Raw genomic sequence first — 14615 nt, 5'->3', positions numbered from 1 at the left:
GTGTCCGACGTCCCTAGGCAACCAGGTTGCACAGGGCAAGTGTTTCGGTGACGGCCTTGCTTTGGCCGGTCAGGCTCAGTTGAGTCCCGGCCCTGGAGGCCTCGCGCTGTACCATCAACAGCAGTTGCAGGCCGGCGCCGTCCATCTCGGTGATCTGCGACAGATCCAGGGCCATCCGCGGTGTTGCACCCAGGTGCGGCAACCATTGCGCGGCCAGTTCGGCCGCGGTGTAGATCGTCAGCTCGCCGTCGATGTGCACCTGGGCGGTGTCATCGGTTGTTTCGTAGTGCAACGGCATCTAAGCCTCCGGCCATCAAGGAAGAATCAGCTTGGAGACCGCCGCCAGCATCTGCGCCGGCTGGAACGGCTTGACCACCCAGGCTTTGGCCCCTGCGGCCTGGCCTTCCTGTTTCTTCGATTCCTGGGATTCGGTGGTGAGCATGATGATCGGCGTGAACTTGTAGCTGGCCAGCTTCTTGACCTCCTTGACGAAGGTGATGCCGTCCATGTTGGGCATGTTCACGTCGCTGATGATCAGGTGCACTTTCTGGCCGTTGAGCTTGCCCAGGGCGTCCCTGCCATCGCTGGCTTCGATCACGTCGTAGCCGGCACTTTTCAACGCGATGCCGACCACCTGCCGAACGCTCGCGGAGTCGTCGACAACCAATACACTTTTAGCCATGAACGGCTCTCCTAAAAGAAGGTGATTTCCTGTGAAGTCTGTTGCGCGCTCGAGTCGCCGTGGTGATTGCGGCGTTGCTCGTCGGTGGCGTAAGTGGTTTCCATGCGCGCCAGCCATTGGCGGGCGTCGATGGAGACGGCCTGTTCGGGCGACTGACTGGCCTGCTGCAAATGCACATGCAGGTCCTCGATGTTGTCGCGCACGTGGCTGAGAATCTGGCTGACCCGGTCCTGGAATTGCAGGCTGACCAGCACCTCGGTGAGCTCATCGCGAATGCCGAAGCTTTCCCGTTGCAGCATGTCGGCCGAGTCGGCCAGCCGGCCGGTGACACTCTTGAAGCGCTCCAGCACTTGCTGGATGCTCTGCTCGGAGGCGCTGACGGAATGGCTGTCCTGGTCGGCACCGCTGGACGCGGCATGGACCAGTTGGGTGATGGCGGTGTTGATGATGTCGACCTTGGCCGACATCTGCTGGCCGGTCTCGCTGGACTTGCTCGACAGGCTGCGCACGGCGTCGGCCACCACGGCAAAGCCACGCCCGGCTTCGCCGGCACGGGCGGCTTCAATGGCGGCGTTGAGGGCCAGCAGGTTGGTCTGCGCGGCAATCGCCGCGACGTCGGCGGCCATGGTCCGCAGCTCGCCGGTATAGGCCGTCAGGTTGCGCACCTGGGCCAGGGTTTCGTCGCGGCTGGCCTGGGTGGCCTTCAGGGAATCGATGACCTTGACCAGTTCGCCTTCGCTCTGGGCCAGCACCTGCACGGCGCCGCCACTGCTCTGCCCGGTCAGTTCACCGGCGGCCATTTGCGAGGCTTGCACGGTGTCTTCCAGGCGCGACGAAATGCCGGTGAAGCGGCTGGTCAGGGAGACGATCGCGGTTTCGGTCTGCTGCCGGGAGCTTTCGACTTGCTTGGCCCAGATCGGCATGGCACCGAGAATGACTTCGTTGAATTGTGCGTGGGTTTTATGAGCCTGATGCTCGCTGCCTTGCAGGTCGTGGTCGGCCATGGCGGCGGCGAGGGCGCTGTCGAACTGCTGGCGTTGTACGCGCGCTCCCCATATGCCACTAACCACGCCCAAGGCCAGGATCGCCACGCTCAAGCCGATGTTCGATGCACTCGCGCCATTGAGCGCGAGCACGCCAACGCTCGCGGCAATGGCCACCAGCACGGCACTCCAGAGGATGCGCGGTTGTGGTTGGGAAAGGGAATGACCGTGAGAATACGACGTCATGGTTCGGTCCTTGAACAGTGTTGCGGACAGGTTATTTGCGAATAACTGGTTATCTGCGACCCTTACTCGGACTTTAAGACCGGCTGTCCGATTCCGATATTGCCGTAGGCATTGGCCTACCCAGTACGTGGCACTGTGCCTTCAGATTAGACGCTGTCTGGGAAATGTCGAATGGCCCCGACGAAGGTATGAACCCCATTGGCGAGATAGCGGGTGCGCGGGGCTTTTGTGGCGAGGGAGATGGCTCAAGGGAACCTTTGTGGTGAGGGAGATGGCTCAAGGGGCCTTTGTGGCGAGGGAGCTTGCTCCCGCTGGAGCGCGAAGCGGTCCCAAAAGCGGCTGGCGAGGTCAGCCTGATACACGGCGTGTCCAGGTTTCGGGGCCGCTGCGCAGCCCAGCGGGAGCAAGCTCCCTCGCCACAAGAGCCACAAGAGCCACAAGAGCCACAAGAGCAGCCTGCGCCGAATCTTCTGAAACGAGTTGTATGGATTGAGCTAAATTACCGGCACCCGGATTTTCAAACCTGCCATCAGAGCCCCCATGCCCACCCAGCCTCTCTGGAAAACCTATCTCCTGTTCCTGCTTCCCATGGTCCTGTCCAATTTCCTGCAGTCCATGTCCGGCACGCTCAACAGCATCTACATCGGCCAGATGCTGGGGACCCAGGCGTTGGCAGCGGTGTCGGGCATGTTTCCCATCGTGTTTTTCTTTATCGCCTTGGTGATCGGCCTCGGCGCGGGGGCCGGGGTGTTGATCGGGCAGGCCTATGGCGCCGGCGAAACCGGCACGGTGAAGGCGATTGCCGGGGCGACCTTATTGCTGGGGGCGATCATCGGCCTGGCGGCGGCGGTGCTTGGCAGTGTCTTTGCGCGACAGGCGTTGCAGGGGCTCGGCACGCCGGCCGATGTGCTGGAGGACGCCGTTTCCTACGCCCGGGTCATGCTGTGGATCTTGCCGATGTTGCTGGTATTCGTGCTGTTCACCCAACTGCTGCGTGGGGTGAGCGATACGGTGTCACCGATGTTGGCGCTGCTGGTGTCCACCAGTGTCGGGCTGCTGCTCACGCCGGCGTTGATTCGCGGCTGGCTGGGTTTGCCGCAGATGGGCATCCAGAGCGCGGCATGGGCGGGGCTGGTGGGGACGACGTCGGCGATGCTGATGCTGGCGTGGCGCCTGAATCGTCGCGAGCATGCCCTGGCGCCGGACCGTGCGTTGTTCGCGGCGATGCGCCTGGACAAGGACATCCTCGGCAAAGTGCTGCGCATTGGCCTGCCCACAGGGTTGCAGATGGTGGTGATCTCGCTGTCGGAGTTGGTGATCCTCGCGCTGGTCAATCGCCACGGTTCCGAGGCCACGGCGGCCTACGGCGCGGTGACGCAGATCGTCAACTATGTGCAGTTTCCGGCGCTGTCGATTGCCATCACCGCCTCGATCCTCGGCGCCCAGGCCATCGGTGCCGGACGCCTGGAGCGCCTGGGGCCGATCCTGCGCACGGGGCTGGCGATCAACCTCTGGCTCACCGGTGGGCTGGTGCTGCTGGGCTATTTGTTGTCCCACTGGCTGTTGGGACTGTTCATCACTGACCCGGCGGCGCGGATCCAGGCCGAACACCTGTTGCATATCATGCTTTGGAGCTTGCTGTTGTTCGGTTTCCAGGCAATCGTCGGCGGCATCATGCGCGCCAGCGGCACGGTGCTGGCGCCGGTCGCCATTTCGATCTTCTGCATCGTCGCCGTGCAAGTGCCGGCGGCGTATCTACTGGACGCCCGCTTCGGGTTGCAAGGGGTGTGGATGGCGTTCCCGGTGGCTTACCTGAGCATGCTGCTGTTGCAGACGCTGTACTACAAGCGGGTGTGGCAGCATCAGCCGATCGAGCGGTTGGTGTAGATCGCTGCTGTGTGACACAACTCAAATCCAAATGTGGGAGCGGGCTTGCTCGCGAATGCGGTGTTGCATTCAACAACAACATTGACTGATCCACCGCCTTCGCGAGCAAGCCCGCTCCCACAGGTTCGGGGCATAGCGATGTTACAGTGGCCGTCATGCGCCCCTTCATCATTGAGGATCCGATGCCTGTCACTCTGCGCTCCAACATCGCCTACCGCGCCTTCCTGTTCGACATGGATGGCACGTTGCTCAATTCCATCGCCGCCGCCGAGCGGATCTGGACACGCTGGGCCCTGCGCCATGGCGTGGACGTGGCGGCGTTCCTGCCGACCATCCATGGCGTGCGCGCTATCGACACCATTGCCCGACAGCACCTGCCAGGGGTGGATGCCCAGGCGGAAGCCGAGCAGATTACCCGTGAGGAAATCGAAGATGTCGAGGGGGTGGTCCAGGTGCCCGGTGCGCAGGCCTTTCTGAACAGCCTGCCGCCAGAGCGCTGGGCAATCGTCACCTCAGCGCCCATGGCATTGGCCTTGCGCCGCATGGAAGCCGCCGGAATCCCGCGTCCTTTGGTCATGGTCACGGCCGAAGACGTCAGCGACGGCAAGCCCAACCCCGCCTGCTATCGCTTGGCCGCCGAGCGCCTGCAAGTGACGCCCCAGGAATGCCTGGTCTTTGAAGACGCCGAGGCGGGCATCCGGGCAGGCGAGGCCGCCGAGGCGGATGTGCTGGTGGTGACGGCAACCCATACGCACCCGGTGGTGACCCTTCATCCGCAGATCAAGGATTACCTTGGGCTAGGCCTTGAAGTGGATGAAGCCGGGCTGATGCGACTGACCCCTCTTTCGTAATCTCAGCAGATCCCCTTTATGGATGCGAGCCTGGGGGCAAACCTGTGGGAGCAAGCTTTGCTCCCACCTTGGACCTGCAGTGGTCTTTGAACCGGTCAGGTCACCACGCGATAGCACGGCACATACGCCGCGCCGCCCGGCAGTTTCATGCGGTGCTGGGCGACGAAGGCCTGGAGCAGGCGGTCGAGGGGTTCCATGATGGCGGGGTCGCCGTGGATTTCGTAAGGACCGTGTTCCTCGATCAGGCGGATGCCCTTGTCCTTGACGTTACCGGCCACGATTCCCGAAAACGCCCGGCGCAGGTTGGCGGCCAATTCGTGGGCCGGCAGGTCGCGGCTCAGGCCCAGGCTGGCCATGTTGGCGTGGGTCGGGTCGAACGGGCGCTGGAAGCCCTCGTCGATCTTCAGCAGCCAGTTGAAGTGGAAGGCGTCGTTGCGCTCGCGGCGGAATTGCTTGACCTCCTTGAGCCCCTGGGTCATCTGCCGGGCCACTTCGGCCGGGTCGTCGATGATGATCTGATAGTGCTTCTGCGCCGCCTCGCCCAGGGTGGCACCGACAAACGCGTGCAACTGGTCAAGGTACGGCGCGGCGCTTTTCGGCCCGGTGAGCACCACTGGGAAGGGCAGGTCCTGGTTGGCCGGGTGCATCAGGATACCCAGCAGGTAGAGGAACTCTTCCGCCGTGCCGGCGCCGCCCGGGAAGATGATGATGCCGTGGCCGACCCGCACGAAGGCTTCCAGGCGTTTCTCGATGTCCGGCAGGATCACCAGCTCGTTGACGATCGGGTTCGGTGCCTCGGCGGCGATGATGCCCGGCTCCGTCAGGCCCAGGTAGCGCCCGCCATGGATGCGCTGCTTGGCGTGGGCGATGGTGGCGCCTTTCATCGGGCCTTTCATCACGCCCGGGCCGCAGCCGGTGCAGATGTCCAGGCTGCGCAGGCCCAGTTCGTGGCCGACCTTCTTGGTGTATTTGTATTCTTCGGTGTTGATCGAATGACCGCCCCAGCACACGACAATTTTCGGCTCGACACCCGGGCGCAGGGTGCGGGCGTTGCGCAGCAGGTGGAACACGTAGTCGCTGATGCCCTGGGACGAGCTGAGGTCGATGCGCTGGCTGTCCAGCTCGTTCTCGGTGTAGACGATGTCGCGCAAGGCGCTGAACAGCATCTCGCGGGTGCTGGCGATCATTTCACCGTCGACGAACGCATCGGCTGGCGCGTTCAGCAGCTCCAGGCGCACGCCCCGGTCCTGCTGGTGGATGCGGATCTCGAAGTCCTTGTAGGCTTCCAGGATGGTCTTGGCGTTATCGACATGGGCGCCGGTATTGAGGATGGCCAGGGCGCACTGGCGGAAGAGGTCGTAGATGCTGCCGGAGCCGGCTTCGCTCAGTTGTTGCACTTCGCGCTGGGACAAGGTTTCCAGGCTGCCTTTTGGGCTTACCGAAGCGTTGATTACATGTCTTTGAGTCATTCAGCTTTCCTTGAAAACGATGCCATGCACACAACGACGGCATCTTGAAAAAAACGTCCACACCGAAAGATCGCACGATCCTTGCGCCATCGCCATGGACTTCGATCCTCGCCCGGCGAGTCGGTAGCGATACAAAATGAGCCCCAGCATAGCTAAATCGACCGGGCAGGCGATAATGCGTGACTCTTTTGATGCCGTACAAGGAAATTGCGCCACGATGTTCGAGATCAAACCGTGGGATGGCGATACCTACCGCAGGCAGACCCGCCGCAGCACCCTGATCATCGCGGTGGTGTTCCTGGCCCTGGCGATGCTGCTGTCCAGCCTGGCCGTGATGCTGTTCGGTACGCCCGGAGGCGATAACTTTCGCTTCAACCTGGGCGGGGTGATTGTCGCCGTGTTGGCGATGGCGGTGCTGATGCGCCAGTATTTCTGGTCGCAGCCGTGGATGGCCGCCGCGGTGTACGGCTGGCAACTCAAGCGCAGCCTGATGAAAGTCACCAACGTGATGCACCAGGTGACCGCCGGTGTGCAGGCCCAGGACCCCGCCGCCATGAAGCTGCTGCGCTTCTATCACCTGGGGCTGGCGCAGATGCATCAGCTGGACGCCAACTCCAGCGCCCAGGGTTCCCTGGCACGAGAGGCCGACGCGCATCTGGCGAAGATGCAGGCGTTGGGCCTGGACACTGAACAGTCGCGCCTGGACCCGAGCTGGATCGAGACGGTGAAGCAAATCCATAGCGCCGGTTGATCGCAGAGGTTGCCGATGCGCGCCATTCGTCGGTAGGTCGCCAGGAAAATCAAACCCGCCCCCGGCACTGTCTTTCTCATGAACAGTCATGAAAAGGAGAGATGACATGCCAGATCGAAGCGTTTATGGCGTCTGGACACTGCTTTGGGCGACGGCTTTGGGATTGACCGGTTGCGCGGGCGGCACGAGCGGCTCGCCCGTCGATGCGCCGGGCGCTGCGAAGACCCCGACCACCGCGACGCTGGAAACCGGGGCGCGGCTCATGCAGGACAAACCGCCGTTGCGGGCCCTGGACACCTACCTCGATGGTTTTCATTTCTATAACGGGCGGATGTCCGGGCAAATGGAAGCGCATCACTACTGCACGGCGCTGAACGAGGAAGTCTTTCAGTGCGCGATCTTCGACGGCAACACCGCCAGCGCCAAGCTGATGGGCGTCGAGTACATCATCAGCAAGCGTTTGTTCGAAGGGTTGCCAACCAGTGAAAAACAGCTGTGGCACAGCCATGTGCATGAGGTGAAATCCGGACAATTGATCGCGCCGGGGATCCCCCAGGCCGCGGAAACCCGGCTGATGGAAAACCTGGTCGGCACCTATGGCAAGACCTGGCACACCTGGCATACCGAACAGGGCAACGCACTGCCTTACGGAGTGCCTCAGTTGATGATGGGGTTCACGGCCGACGGGCAGATCAGCTCACGGCTGGTACGCGAGCGGGACGGTCGGATGGGCATCGACAGCGAAGCGAAAAAGCGGGCCCGAGCGGGTATTGAAGCGCCGGCGATCGATCCCGGTGCGGACGCCTGGCAGAAAGGACAGGTGTGGCAACTCAAGGATCCGACAGGGGATCACGCCCATTAAAAGGTTGTCGAAATTCCGCTTTTTTGTGGCGAGGGAGCTTGCTCCCGCTGGGCTGCGCAGCAGTCCCATTAACCCTCAGGCATATCACTGACCGAGTTGAGCAATAGAGGGGGGCTGCTTTGCAGCCCAGCGGGAGCAAGCTCCCTCGCCACAGGGTATTCGGAGTAATAAAGGGAGTAAGTGCGTTTCGGAATAGTTTGAACTACGGCTGTTTGAAATGCCCCGGCACACCATGTTCTTCTTCGTTGGGCCGGGTTTTTTTCTGAACTTGGACATCGCTAAGTTCAACATCCTTGAGTTCACTGAACGTCGCCCTCAAGAGTGCTTCGGCTTCGTCGGCACTCAATGTCTCGGTGCTCGCCTGCACCACACGATTGTCAGGTTGGTTGTTGCTGATGAAACTGATGATGAATCGATCCTGGTTGCTCATGGGCGGCCTCGCTGCGGTTAAGCGCCAGGGCGCAGCAGTACTGCGCCCCGACGGTTTTCCAGGTTACGATTTCCTGCCGCCGCCATGGCTGCGTTCGCCACCTTTGCGGCCGGCTTCAGAGGCTTTTTCCCGGTCATTTGCAAAATTGCCGCCCGAAGCGTGTCCGCCTTTCTTGCCGGCTTCCGAAGCTTTCTCACGGTCATTTGCGAAATTACCTGGGTTCTTGTTTCCGGTGTTAGCCATTTTGAGAATCCTCATTTTGGTTAAGCGAGCAAAAACTGCCTCGCCTAACTGTGAAAGAAAATTCCCGAGGGAAGTTTAAAGAAAACGTTTCGTTGGCGACGAACGGTAATCAGCTTGATAAGCACAGGGAAAACGTTATACAGCCGCTTCGCTTGGAAGTTGTACAAGGTTGCCGCTTTTAATTGAAAATCCAACGAACATGTTATTTGTTAATGCCATTGTTTAATCTTCACCACCACTGACTTTCCAATGCTTGGCTTGCGCGGGGAACACCACTTGTTCGACCCGGTGGGCGATGCCAAAGGCCAGGGAATTCTCGGCCGGAATCACTCGTTCCTCGGCGCACAGGCACTTGAAGATATCCAATTGGGTCGCCGCGCCGGCGGTTTCCTTGACGTAGATTTCCACGTACCGCGCCACGTCGTTATCCAGGCTGGACAGGTACTCGCGCAAGCGTGAGTGGTCCACGGATTTCTGGCCGAAATACCAGTTCATCGGATGAATCAGGAAGCGTGAATGGGGGGTGGTGGTGCGGTCGCTGGCAGCCAGGAACATGACGATGCCCATCGACTCGATATTGCCGGCATTGACTGCACGCACCGGCACCGGGAGGGACTTGATGAAGGTATACAGCGTAAAACCGAAGTTGGTGCTGCCGCCGACGGTGGAGAGGTTGAGCATCAGTGAGTCGGCGCCTTGCTCGATGGCCTCCAGGCAGTTGTCGCGAAAGCGTTCCGTGGTTCCCTGGTCGATCTGGCAATGAAAATGGACGATGTGTTCGGACATCTGAAACTCCTGTCGATTTCACCCTTTTTGAATACCTGCGCAGTGGTCGTGCCCTACAGTTGGGAGTCCGGTGGTCTGCTGATGTTCCGCCGCCTTGACTCGCCGCGGGTCCATTGCGTTAACCCGATTGCGCCTGTTCGCAGGCCTCGGCCGCTTGGGTCATACGCTTCAAGAATAGCGCCAGTCCGGCTTCTTCTTCGCTGAGGCCTTTGCGGGCCCGGGGTTTGGGCAAGGCCTTCAGGGCGCCGAGCAGGAAACCTTCCACCACTGCGGGGTGGATGTAGCATTTACGACAGACGGTCGGCGTGTTGCCCAGCTGTCGAGAGACCTGCCTGACCATCTCGGTGACGTGTTTCTTGGCTTCGGTCTCGGTTTCCCAACGCAGCGCCCGCAGCCCGGCCAGCGCCGCTGCGCTGCCGGCCCAGGTGCGGTAGTCCTTGGCGGTGAAATCGGCGCCGGTCAGCGTCTTGAGGTAGGCGTTGATGTCCGAAGAACTGATGGAGTGGCGCTCGCCATGTTCGTCCAGGTACTGGAACAGGTTCTGCCCGGGGATCTCCTGGCAGCGCTTGATGATCCGCGCCAGGCGCCGGTCCTTCACGGTGATCTGGTGCTCGACGCCGCTCTTGCCACGGAACTGGAAGGCGATGGCGCTGCCGTTGACCTCGACATGTTTGTTGCGCAGGGTGGTCAGGCCGTAGGAGCGATTGGCGCGAGCGTATTGGGGGTTGCCGACGCGAATCAGGGTCACGTCCAGCAGGGTGATGACCGTGGCCAGCACTTTGTCCCGGCTGAAGCCGGGCGTGGCGAGGATTTCTTCCAGGCGTTTGCGCAAGCGTGGCAGGGCGCGTCCGAACTCCAGCATCCGCGAATACTTGTCCGCGTCGCGCACCTCACGCCAGCGCGCATGGTAGCGATATTGCTTGCGCCCGCGGGCATCGCGCCCGGTGGCCTGGAGATGACCACGGGGGTCGGTGCAAATCCAGACATCGGTGTAGGCCGGCGGCACCGCCAGGGCGTTGATGCGCTGGATCTCGGCGGCGTCGGTGATGCGTTGGCCCTGCGGGTCGAAATAACAGAATTTGCCCCGGAGCTTCTTGCGGGTGATGCCCGGGGCCGTGTCATCGACATAATGCAGGTCGGCCGGCAGTGCATCCGGCGGCAGGGTGTCGGGCATGAAAAAAGTCCTTGGCAACGAATCCGGTGGCCTGTGAATTCATTGACCGCAGCCCGTTGCGGTCGTGCCAAGATTTTGAGGTCCCCCCAAACCTGTGGGAGCGGGCTTGCTCGCGAAAGCGGTGGGTCAGCCAGCAAAAGTATTGAATGTGCCGTCGCCTTCGCGAGCAAGCCCGCTCCCACAATAGAGTGGTGTGGCTCGATACCCTAAGCCAACACCGCCACCGCCTTGATCTGCGCCCACAACACCTGCCCCGGGTGCAGCTTCAACTGGTCGCGGGAGTAGCGAGTAATGCGCGCCAGCAGCGGGGTGCCGGCCGCTTCCAGGCGGATCAGCACATGGGCGGCGTTGTCGGCGGCCTGTTCGCTGATCACGGTGACCGGCAGGCGGTTGAGAATACTGGTCTGGGCATCGTTCGCCAGGCTGAGGCTGACATCCCGGGCCTGGACCTTGAAGCGCAGCGATTGGCCGAGGGCCAATGAAGTATGGGCCACGCGAACGTTCAGTTGGCTGTCGGGCAGGTTCAAGGTCAGCAATTGATACGCCGGGTCATAGCCGCTGACCTTGCCTTCGATCACCACCCCGGCGTCATCCCCCAAGGCCAATGGCAGGTCGAGCCGGGCCAGGGTTTCCCCGATGGGGCCGCTGGCCTGGGCGCGACCAGCGTCGAGTAGCACGATGTGATCGGCCAGGCGCGCCACTTCGTCCTGGGAATGGCTGACGTACAGCACCGGGATGTCCAGCTCATCGTGGAGCCGTTGCAGATAAGGCAGGATCTCGTTTTTACGTCGGGTGTCGAGGGCCGCCAGCGGCTCATCCATCAGCAACAGTCGCGGGCTGGTGAGCAAGGCGCGGGCGATGCCCACCCGTTGGCGTTCGCCGCCGGAGAGGTTGTGCGGCTGCCGATCGAGCAAGTGCCCGATGCCCAGCAGGTCGGTGGCCTGGTCCATGTCCACCCGCCGTTGTGCCGGTGCAATGCGCTTGAGGCCGAATGCCAGGTTGGCCCGCACCGACAGATGGGCAAACAGGCTCGCCTCTTGGAACACGTACCCCACGGGACGCTTGTGGGGCGGCACGAACACACCGTGCTCAGTGTCCTGCCACACCTGGCCGTTGACCTCGATAAACCCCTGGGCCGGCCGTTCCAACCCGGCAATGCAGCGCAGGCAGGTGGTCTTGCCGGAGCCGGAAGGCCCATACAAGGCTGTCACGCCACGGCCCGGCAGTTGCACATCCAGGTCCAGGGAAAACGCCCCATGGTCGAGCTGCAAACGCGCGTGAATCATCGATCAGCTCCAGCCAGCGCGGGCTCGGCGGCTGGAGTACAGCGCCAACAGCACGAGGAATGAAAACACCAGCATCGCCGCCGCCAGCCAGTGGGCCTGGGCATACTCCAGGGCTTCGACATGGTCGTAGATCTGCACCGACACCACCCGGGTTTTCTCCGGGATGTTGCCGCCGATCATCAGCACCACCCCGAATTCGCCAACGGTGTGGGCGAAACCGAGGATCGCCGCAGTGATGAAACCGGGGCGGGCCAGGGGCAGGACGACGCTGAAAAACGTGTCCCAGGGTCCGGCCCGCAAAGTGGCGGCGACTTCCAGGGGGCGACTGCCGATGGCGGCGAAGGCGTTCTGCAACGGCTGCACTACGAACGGCATGGAATAGATCACCGAGCCGATCACCAACCCGGTGAAACTGAAGGTGAGGGTGCCCAACCCGAGGGCTTGGGTGAACTGGCCGATCCAGCCGTTCGGCCCCAACGCCAGCAATAAATAGAAGCCGATCACCGTGGGCGGCAGCACCAATGGCAACGCCACCACCGCACCCACCGGCCCGCGCAGCCAGGAGCGGGTGCGCGACAGCCACAAGGCGATGGGCGTGCCAATGAGCAGCAGGATCACCGTAGTCAATGACGCCAGTTTCAGGGTCAGCCAGATGGCGGCGTAATCGGCGCTGGTCAGGGGCATTTAGCGTTGGTAACCGTAGGTCTGGATGATGGCGGCGGCTTTCGGACCTTTAAGGTAATCCACCAGGGCAGTGGCGGCGGGGTTGTCCCGGCCTTTGTCGAGGATCACCGCGTCCTGTTTGATCGGGTCGTGCAGGTCGGCAGGGACGATCCATGCCGAACCGCTCGTGACTTTGCCGTCCTTGTACACCTGGGACAAGGCGACGAAGCCCAGTTCAGCGTTACCGGTGGAGACGAACTGATAGGCCTGGGTGATGTTCTGGCCTTCGACCAGTTTGCCTTTGACCTGGGCGGTCAAGCCGAGCTTGTCCAGCACCTGGGTCGCGGCCAGGCCATAGGGCGCGGTTTTCGGGTTGGAGATGGACAGGTGTTGGAAATCGGCGTGCTGGAGGACTTGGCCCTTGTTGTCGACATAACCGGCCTTGGCCGACCACAGCGCCAGGGTGCCGACAGCGTAGGTGAAACGCGAGCCCTTGACGGTGTCGCCTTCGCTTTCGAGCCTGGCCGGGGTGGTGTCATCGGCGGCGAGGAACACTTCGAACGGCGCGCCGTTCTTGATCTGCGTGTAGAACTGCCCGGTGGCGCCGTACGCTGCTACCAGTTTATGCCCGGTGTCTTTTTCGAAATCGGCGGCGATGGCCTGGATCGGCGCGGTGAAATTGGCAGCGACCGCCACCTGCACCTCGGCGGCCTGGACGGCACCAATCGTCATGAACGGGAACAGTAACGGCGCGAAGTGGGTGAGGCGCATGGGTGAGGCTCCGGGGCAGGTTCGCTATATACCGGAATATATAGCGAATGACCGACAAACGGAACGCGGCATTTTGCCTGGGGTAGTGGGGGCAAGGCCTGGCCCCATCGCGAGCAGGCTCGCTCCCACACGAGGCCTGGGGTGAGAGCCGGATTTTTGTCCACCCCAGAACTCTGTGGGAGCGGGCTTGCTCGCGAAGACGGCGGCACATTCAACTCCGTTGCTAACTGACCCACCGCTTTCGCGAGCAAGCCCGCTCCCACAGGTACAGTGGCGTCACCCAATGTCGTGGTTGCCAGCAGTCCCCTGTGGGAGCGAGCCTGCTCGCGATGGCGTTCTAACGGGCGATGACGGCCATCAGGACCGACCAAACCGATTGAGCTGAGCCTGCGTCTCTTCAGCCAACCGCCGCGTCAGCTCGGCCGCCGGCAACTCGCGGCCCATAGGGAAGGCCTGGCCGGCCCAGAGGTTGCTGAAGTCCGCTTCGCCCTTGGCCCGCAGCGGCATCAACGCGCCGCCGGCCAGGGGGAACGCTGGGGCCAGCGGACTCATCGGGCCCACTTCGCGCATCACCCGGTTGACGATGCCCCGGGCCGGACGGCCGGTGAACAGGTTGGTGACCGCGGTCTGGCTTTCCTTGGCCGTGCGCAACGCCCGGTGATGGGACGCGCTGATCTTCGCCTCGGGCGTGAACAGATAGGCGCTGCCCAATTGCACCGCCGAGGCACCGAGGGCGAACGCCGCGACAATCCCCCGCGCATCGCCAATGCCACCGGTGGCGATCACCGGCACCTTCACCGCATCCACCACCTGCGGCAACAAGGCAAACAGCCCGACCTGGGTGTTGAGGTCGTCGCTGAGGAACATTCCGCGATGCCCCCCGGCTTCATAACCCATGGCAATGATCGCGTCGCAACCGTGCTGTTCAAGCCAGATGGCTTCCTCGACGGTGGTGGCCGAAGAAAGGATCTTCGCCCCGGTGGCCTTGACCCGGTCCAGCAGGGATTTTTCCGGCAGACCGAAGTGGAAACTCACCACTTTGGGACGGATCTCCTCCAGCACCCGGCAGGCTGCATCATCGAAAGGCGTGCGGTTGGACACCGGCGTCGGTGCGTCGAAGTCGACGCCCAGTTCCTCGTAGTAGGGCTTGAGCCGTTGCTTCCAGGCCTCGGCCCGTTGTTCGTCGAAGGCCGGTGGCTGGTGAGAGAAGAAATTCACATTGAACGGCTTGTCGGTCTGCTCGCGGATGGTCGTCAGCGCCTGGCGCAGTTGTTCGACATCGAGCATCGCCGCTGGCATCGAACCCAACCCGCCGGCATTGCAGGTCGCGACCACCATGGCCGGCCCGGTCACCCCGGCCAACGGCCCCTGGATGATGGGCAGCTCGATACCGAGCAAGTCAAGAATGCGAGTGTCTGGCCACTGGCTCATGTACGGGTCTCCGACGGCAGAAGGAAACAGCGTTTTTAACAGGTGTGGGCCGGCGACGGCCAGTCGAGTTTTTCAATCGAGTGCTTGCCGCTTGATCCCG

At 62.2% G+C, this 14615-nt stretch carries 15 protein-coding genes and 1 pseudogene; 4 read left to right on the top strand and 12 right to left on the bottom strand.

The features are described 5' to 3' along the window. Positions 1 to 13 precede the first annotated feature (13 nt). The 3 genes and pseudogenes from HU715_RS12575 to HU715_RS12565 form a co-directional block, all read right to left on the bottom strand. Complete coding sequence (locus HU715_RS12575) at positions 14 to 298, bottom strand: STAS domain-containing protein (protein ID WP_186709274.1); 285 nt, start codon at positions 296 to 298, stop codon at positions 14 to 16. A gap of 15 nt (positions 299 to 313) precedes the next feature. Then, the gene (locus tag HU715_RS12570; protein WP_186709275.1) at positions 314 to 682 is read right to left on the bottom strand and encodes a response regulator; all 369 of its coding nucleotides are present in this window, start codon (positions 680 to 682) and stop codon (positions 314 to 316) included. Between the two features lie 11 nt (positions 683 to 693). Next, positions 694 to 1635 (bottom strand): annotated as a pseudogene (locus HU715_RS12565) (methyl-accepting chemotaxis protein); the annotation flags it as partial. Between the two features lie 816 nt (positions 1636 to 2451). On the opposite strand from HU715_RS12565, the gene HU715_RS12560 reads away from it, so the two are divergent. Together HU715_RS12560 and HU715_RS12555 are read left to right on the top strand one after the other, a co-directional pair. After that, positions 2452 to 3798, top strand: coding sequence for an MATE family efflux transporter (locus HU715_RS12560; protein ID WP_186709277.1), 1347 nt, complete (start codon positions 2452 to 2454; stop codon positions 3796 to 3798). Positions 3799 to 3980: 182 nt separating this feature from the next. Next, positions 3981 to 4649: an HAD family hydrolase gene (locus tag HU715_RS12555; RefSeq protein ID WP_186709278.1), complete on the top strand. Its 669-nt coding sequence runs from the start codon at positions 3981 to 3983 to the stop codon at positions 4647 to 4649. Between the two features lie 95 nt (positions 4650 to 4744). On the opposite strand, the gene ppnN is transcribed toward HU715_RS12555, so the two are convergent. Further along, positions 4745 to 6118 carry a nucleotide 5'-monophosphate nucleosidase PpnN gene (gene ppnN / locus HU715_RS12550; protein WP_053122984.1) on the bottom strand — a complete coding sequence of 458 codons (1374 nt, stop codon included), beginning with the start codon at positions 6116 to 6118 and terminating at the stop codon, positions 4745 to 4747. A gap of 217 nt (positions 6119 to 6335) precedes the next feature. Here ppnN and HU715_RS12545 point away from each other — a divergent pair, with 217 nt between their 5' ends. Both HU715_RS12545 and HU715_RS12540 read left to right on the top strand, forming a co-directional pair. Further along, the gene (locus tag HU715_RS12545) at positions 6336 to 6869 is read left to right on the top strand and encodes a DUF3087 family protein (RefSeq protein ID WP_186709279.1); all 534 of its coding nucleotides are present in this window, start codon (positions 6336 to 6338) and stop codon (positions 6867 to 6869) included. 106 nt (positions 6870 to 6975) lie between these two features. After that, positions 6976 to 7731 (top strand): OBAP family protein, encoded by a 756-nt coding sequence (locus tag HU715_RS12540; RefSeq protein ID WP_186709281.1) that lies wholly within the window; start codon positions 6976 to 6978, stop codon positions 7729 to 7731. Positions 7732 to 7933: 202 nt separating this feature from the next. Here HU715_RS12540 and HU715_RS12535 read toward each other — a convergent pair whose 3' ends face one another. From HU715_RS12535 to HU715_RS12500, 8 genes are all read right to left on the bottom strand, one after another. Continuing rightward, positions 7934 to 8161 carry a hypothetical protein gene (locus tag HU715_RS12535; RefSeq protein WP_186709283.1) on the bottom strand — a complete coding sequence of 76 codons (228 nt, stop codon included), beginning with the start codon at positions 8159 to 8161 and terminating at the stop codon, positions 7934 to 7936. Positions 8162 to 8224: 63 nt separating this feature from the next. Then, a complete protein-coding gene (locus HU715_RS12530) occupies positions 8225 to 8404 on the bottom strand; it encodes a con-10 family general stress protein (protein ID WP_082343568.1) in 180 nt (59 codons plus the stop codon). A 222-nt stretch (positions 8405 to 8626) separates the two neighbouring features. Then, positions 8627 to 9190 (bottom strand): ATP-dependent Clp protease proteolytic subunit, encoded by a 564-nt coding sequence (locus tag HU715_RS12525; protein ID WP_186709285.1) that lies wholly within the window; start codon positions 9188 to 9190, stop codon positions 8627 to 8629. 118 nt (positions 9191 to 9308) lie between these two features. After that, positions 9309 to 10364 carry a DNA topoisomerase IB gene (locus HU715_RS12520; RefSeq protein ID WP_186709287.1) on the bottom strand — a complete coding sequence of 352 codons (1056 nt, stop codon included), beginning with the start codon at positions 10362 to 10364 and terminating at the stop codon, positions 9309 to 9311. A 206-nt stretch (positions 10365 to 10570) separates the two neighbouring features. Further along, on the bottom strand, positions 10571 to 11650 hold the full coding sequence (modC, locus tag HU715_RS12515; RefSeq protein WP_186709289.1) for a molybdenum ABC transporter ATP-binding protein: 1080 nt from the start codon (positions 11648 to 11650) through the stop codon (positions 10571 to 10573). Positions 11651 to 11653: 3 nt separating this feature from the next. Then, the gene (modB, locus tag HU715_RS12510) at positions 11654 to 12334 is read right to left on the bottom strand and encodes a molybdate ABC transporter permease subunit (protein WP_186709291.1); all 681 of its coding nucleotides are present in this window, start codon (positions 12332 to 12334) and stop codon (positions 11654 to 11656) included. After that, positions 12335 to 13084: a molybdate ABC transporter substrate-binding protein gene (gene modA, locus HU715_RS12505; protein WP_186709293.1), complete on the bottom strand. Its 750-nt coding sequence runs from the start codon at positions 13082 to 13084 to the stop codon at positions 12335 to 12337. 357 nt (positions 13085 to 13441) lie between these two features. Beyond that, a complete protein-coding gene (locus HU715_RS12500) occupies positions 13442 to 14515 on the bottom strand; it encodes an NAD(P)H-dependent flavin oxidoreductase (RefSeq protein WP_186709295.1) in 1074 nt (357 codons plus the stop codon). Positions 14516 to 14615 lie beyond the last annotated feature (100 nt).

It is taken from the genome of Pseudomonas zanjanensis, assembly GCF_014268745.2.
Taxonomy (GTDB): Bacteria; Pseudomonadota; Gammaproteobacteria; order Pseudomonadales; family Pseudomonadaceae; genus Aquipseudomonas; species Aquipseudomonas zanjanensis.
The sequence above is the reverse complement of the archived record's forward strand: the minus strand, read 5'-3'. Positions and strand labels throughout refer to the sequence as shown.

Excerpts from the sequence above, each read along its gene's own strand:
- HU715_RS12575 (WP_186709274.1), bottom strand. The coding sequence starts at position 298 with ATGCCGTTGCACTACGAAACAACCGATGACACCGCCCAGGTGCACATC.
- HU715_RS12570 (WP_186709275.1), bottom strand. The coding sequence starts at position 682 with ATGGCTAAAAGTGTATTGGTTGTCGACGACTCCGCGAGCGTTCGGCAG.
- HU715_RS12560 (WP_186709277.1), top strand. The coding sequence starts at position 2,452 with ATGCCCACCCAGCCTCTCTGGAAAACCTATCTCCTGTTCCTGCTTCCC.
- HU715_RS12555 (WP_186709278.1), top strand. The coding sequence starts at position 3,981 with ATGCCTGTCACTCTGCGCTCCAACATCGCCTACCGCGCCTTCCTGTTC.
- ppnN (WP_053122984.1), bottom strand. The coding sequence starts at position 6,118 with ATGACTCAAAGACATGTAATCAACGCTTCGGTAAGCCCAAAAGGCAGC.
- HU715_RS12545 (WP_186709279.1), top strand. The coding sequence starts at position 6,336 with ATGTTCGAGATCAAACCGTGGGATGGCGATACCTACCGCAGGCAGACC.
- HU715_RS12540 (WP_186709281.1), top strand. The coding sequence starts at position 6,976 with ATGCCAGATCGAAGCGTTTATGGCGTCTGGACACTGCTTTGGGCGACG.
- HU715_RS12535 (WP_186709283.1), bottom strand. The coding sequence starts at position 8,161 with ATGAGCAACCAGGATCGATTCATCATCAGTTTCATCAGCAACAACCAA.
- HU715_RS12530 (WP_082343568.1), bottom strand. The coding sequence starts at position 8,404 with ATGGCTAACACCGGAAACAAGAACCCAGGTAATTTCGCAAATGACCGT.
- HU715_RS12525 (WP_186709285.1), bottom strand. The coding sequence starts at position 9,190 with ATGTCCGAACACATCGTCCATTTTCATTGCCAGATCGACCAGGGAACC.
- HU715_RS12520 (WP_186709287.1), bottom strand. The coding sequence starts at position 10,364 with ATGCCCGACACCCTGCCGCCGGATGCACTGCCGGCCGACCTGCATTAT.
- modC (WP_186709289.1), bottom strand. The coding sequence starts at position 11,650 with ATGATTCACGCGCGTTTGCAGCTCGACCATGGGGCGTTTTCCCTGGAC.
- modB (WP_186709291.1), bottom strand. The coding sequence starts at position 12,334 with ATGCCCCTGACCAGCGCCGATTACGCCGCCATCTGGCTGACCCTGAAA.
- modA (WP_186709293.1), bottom strand. The coding sequence starts at position 13,084 with ATGCGCCTCACCCACTTCGCGCCGTTACTGTTCCCGTTCATGACGATT.
- HU715_RS12500 (WP_186709295.1), bottom strand. The coding sequence starts at position 14,515 with ATGAGCCAGTGGCCAGACACTCGCATTCTTGACTTGCTCGGTATCGAG.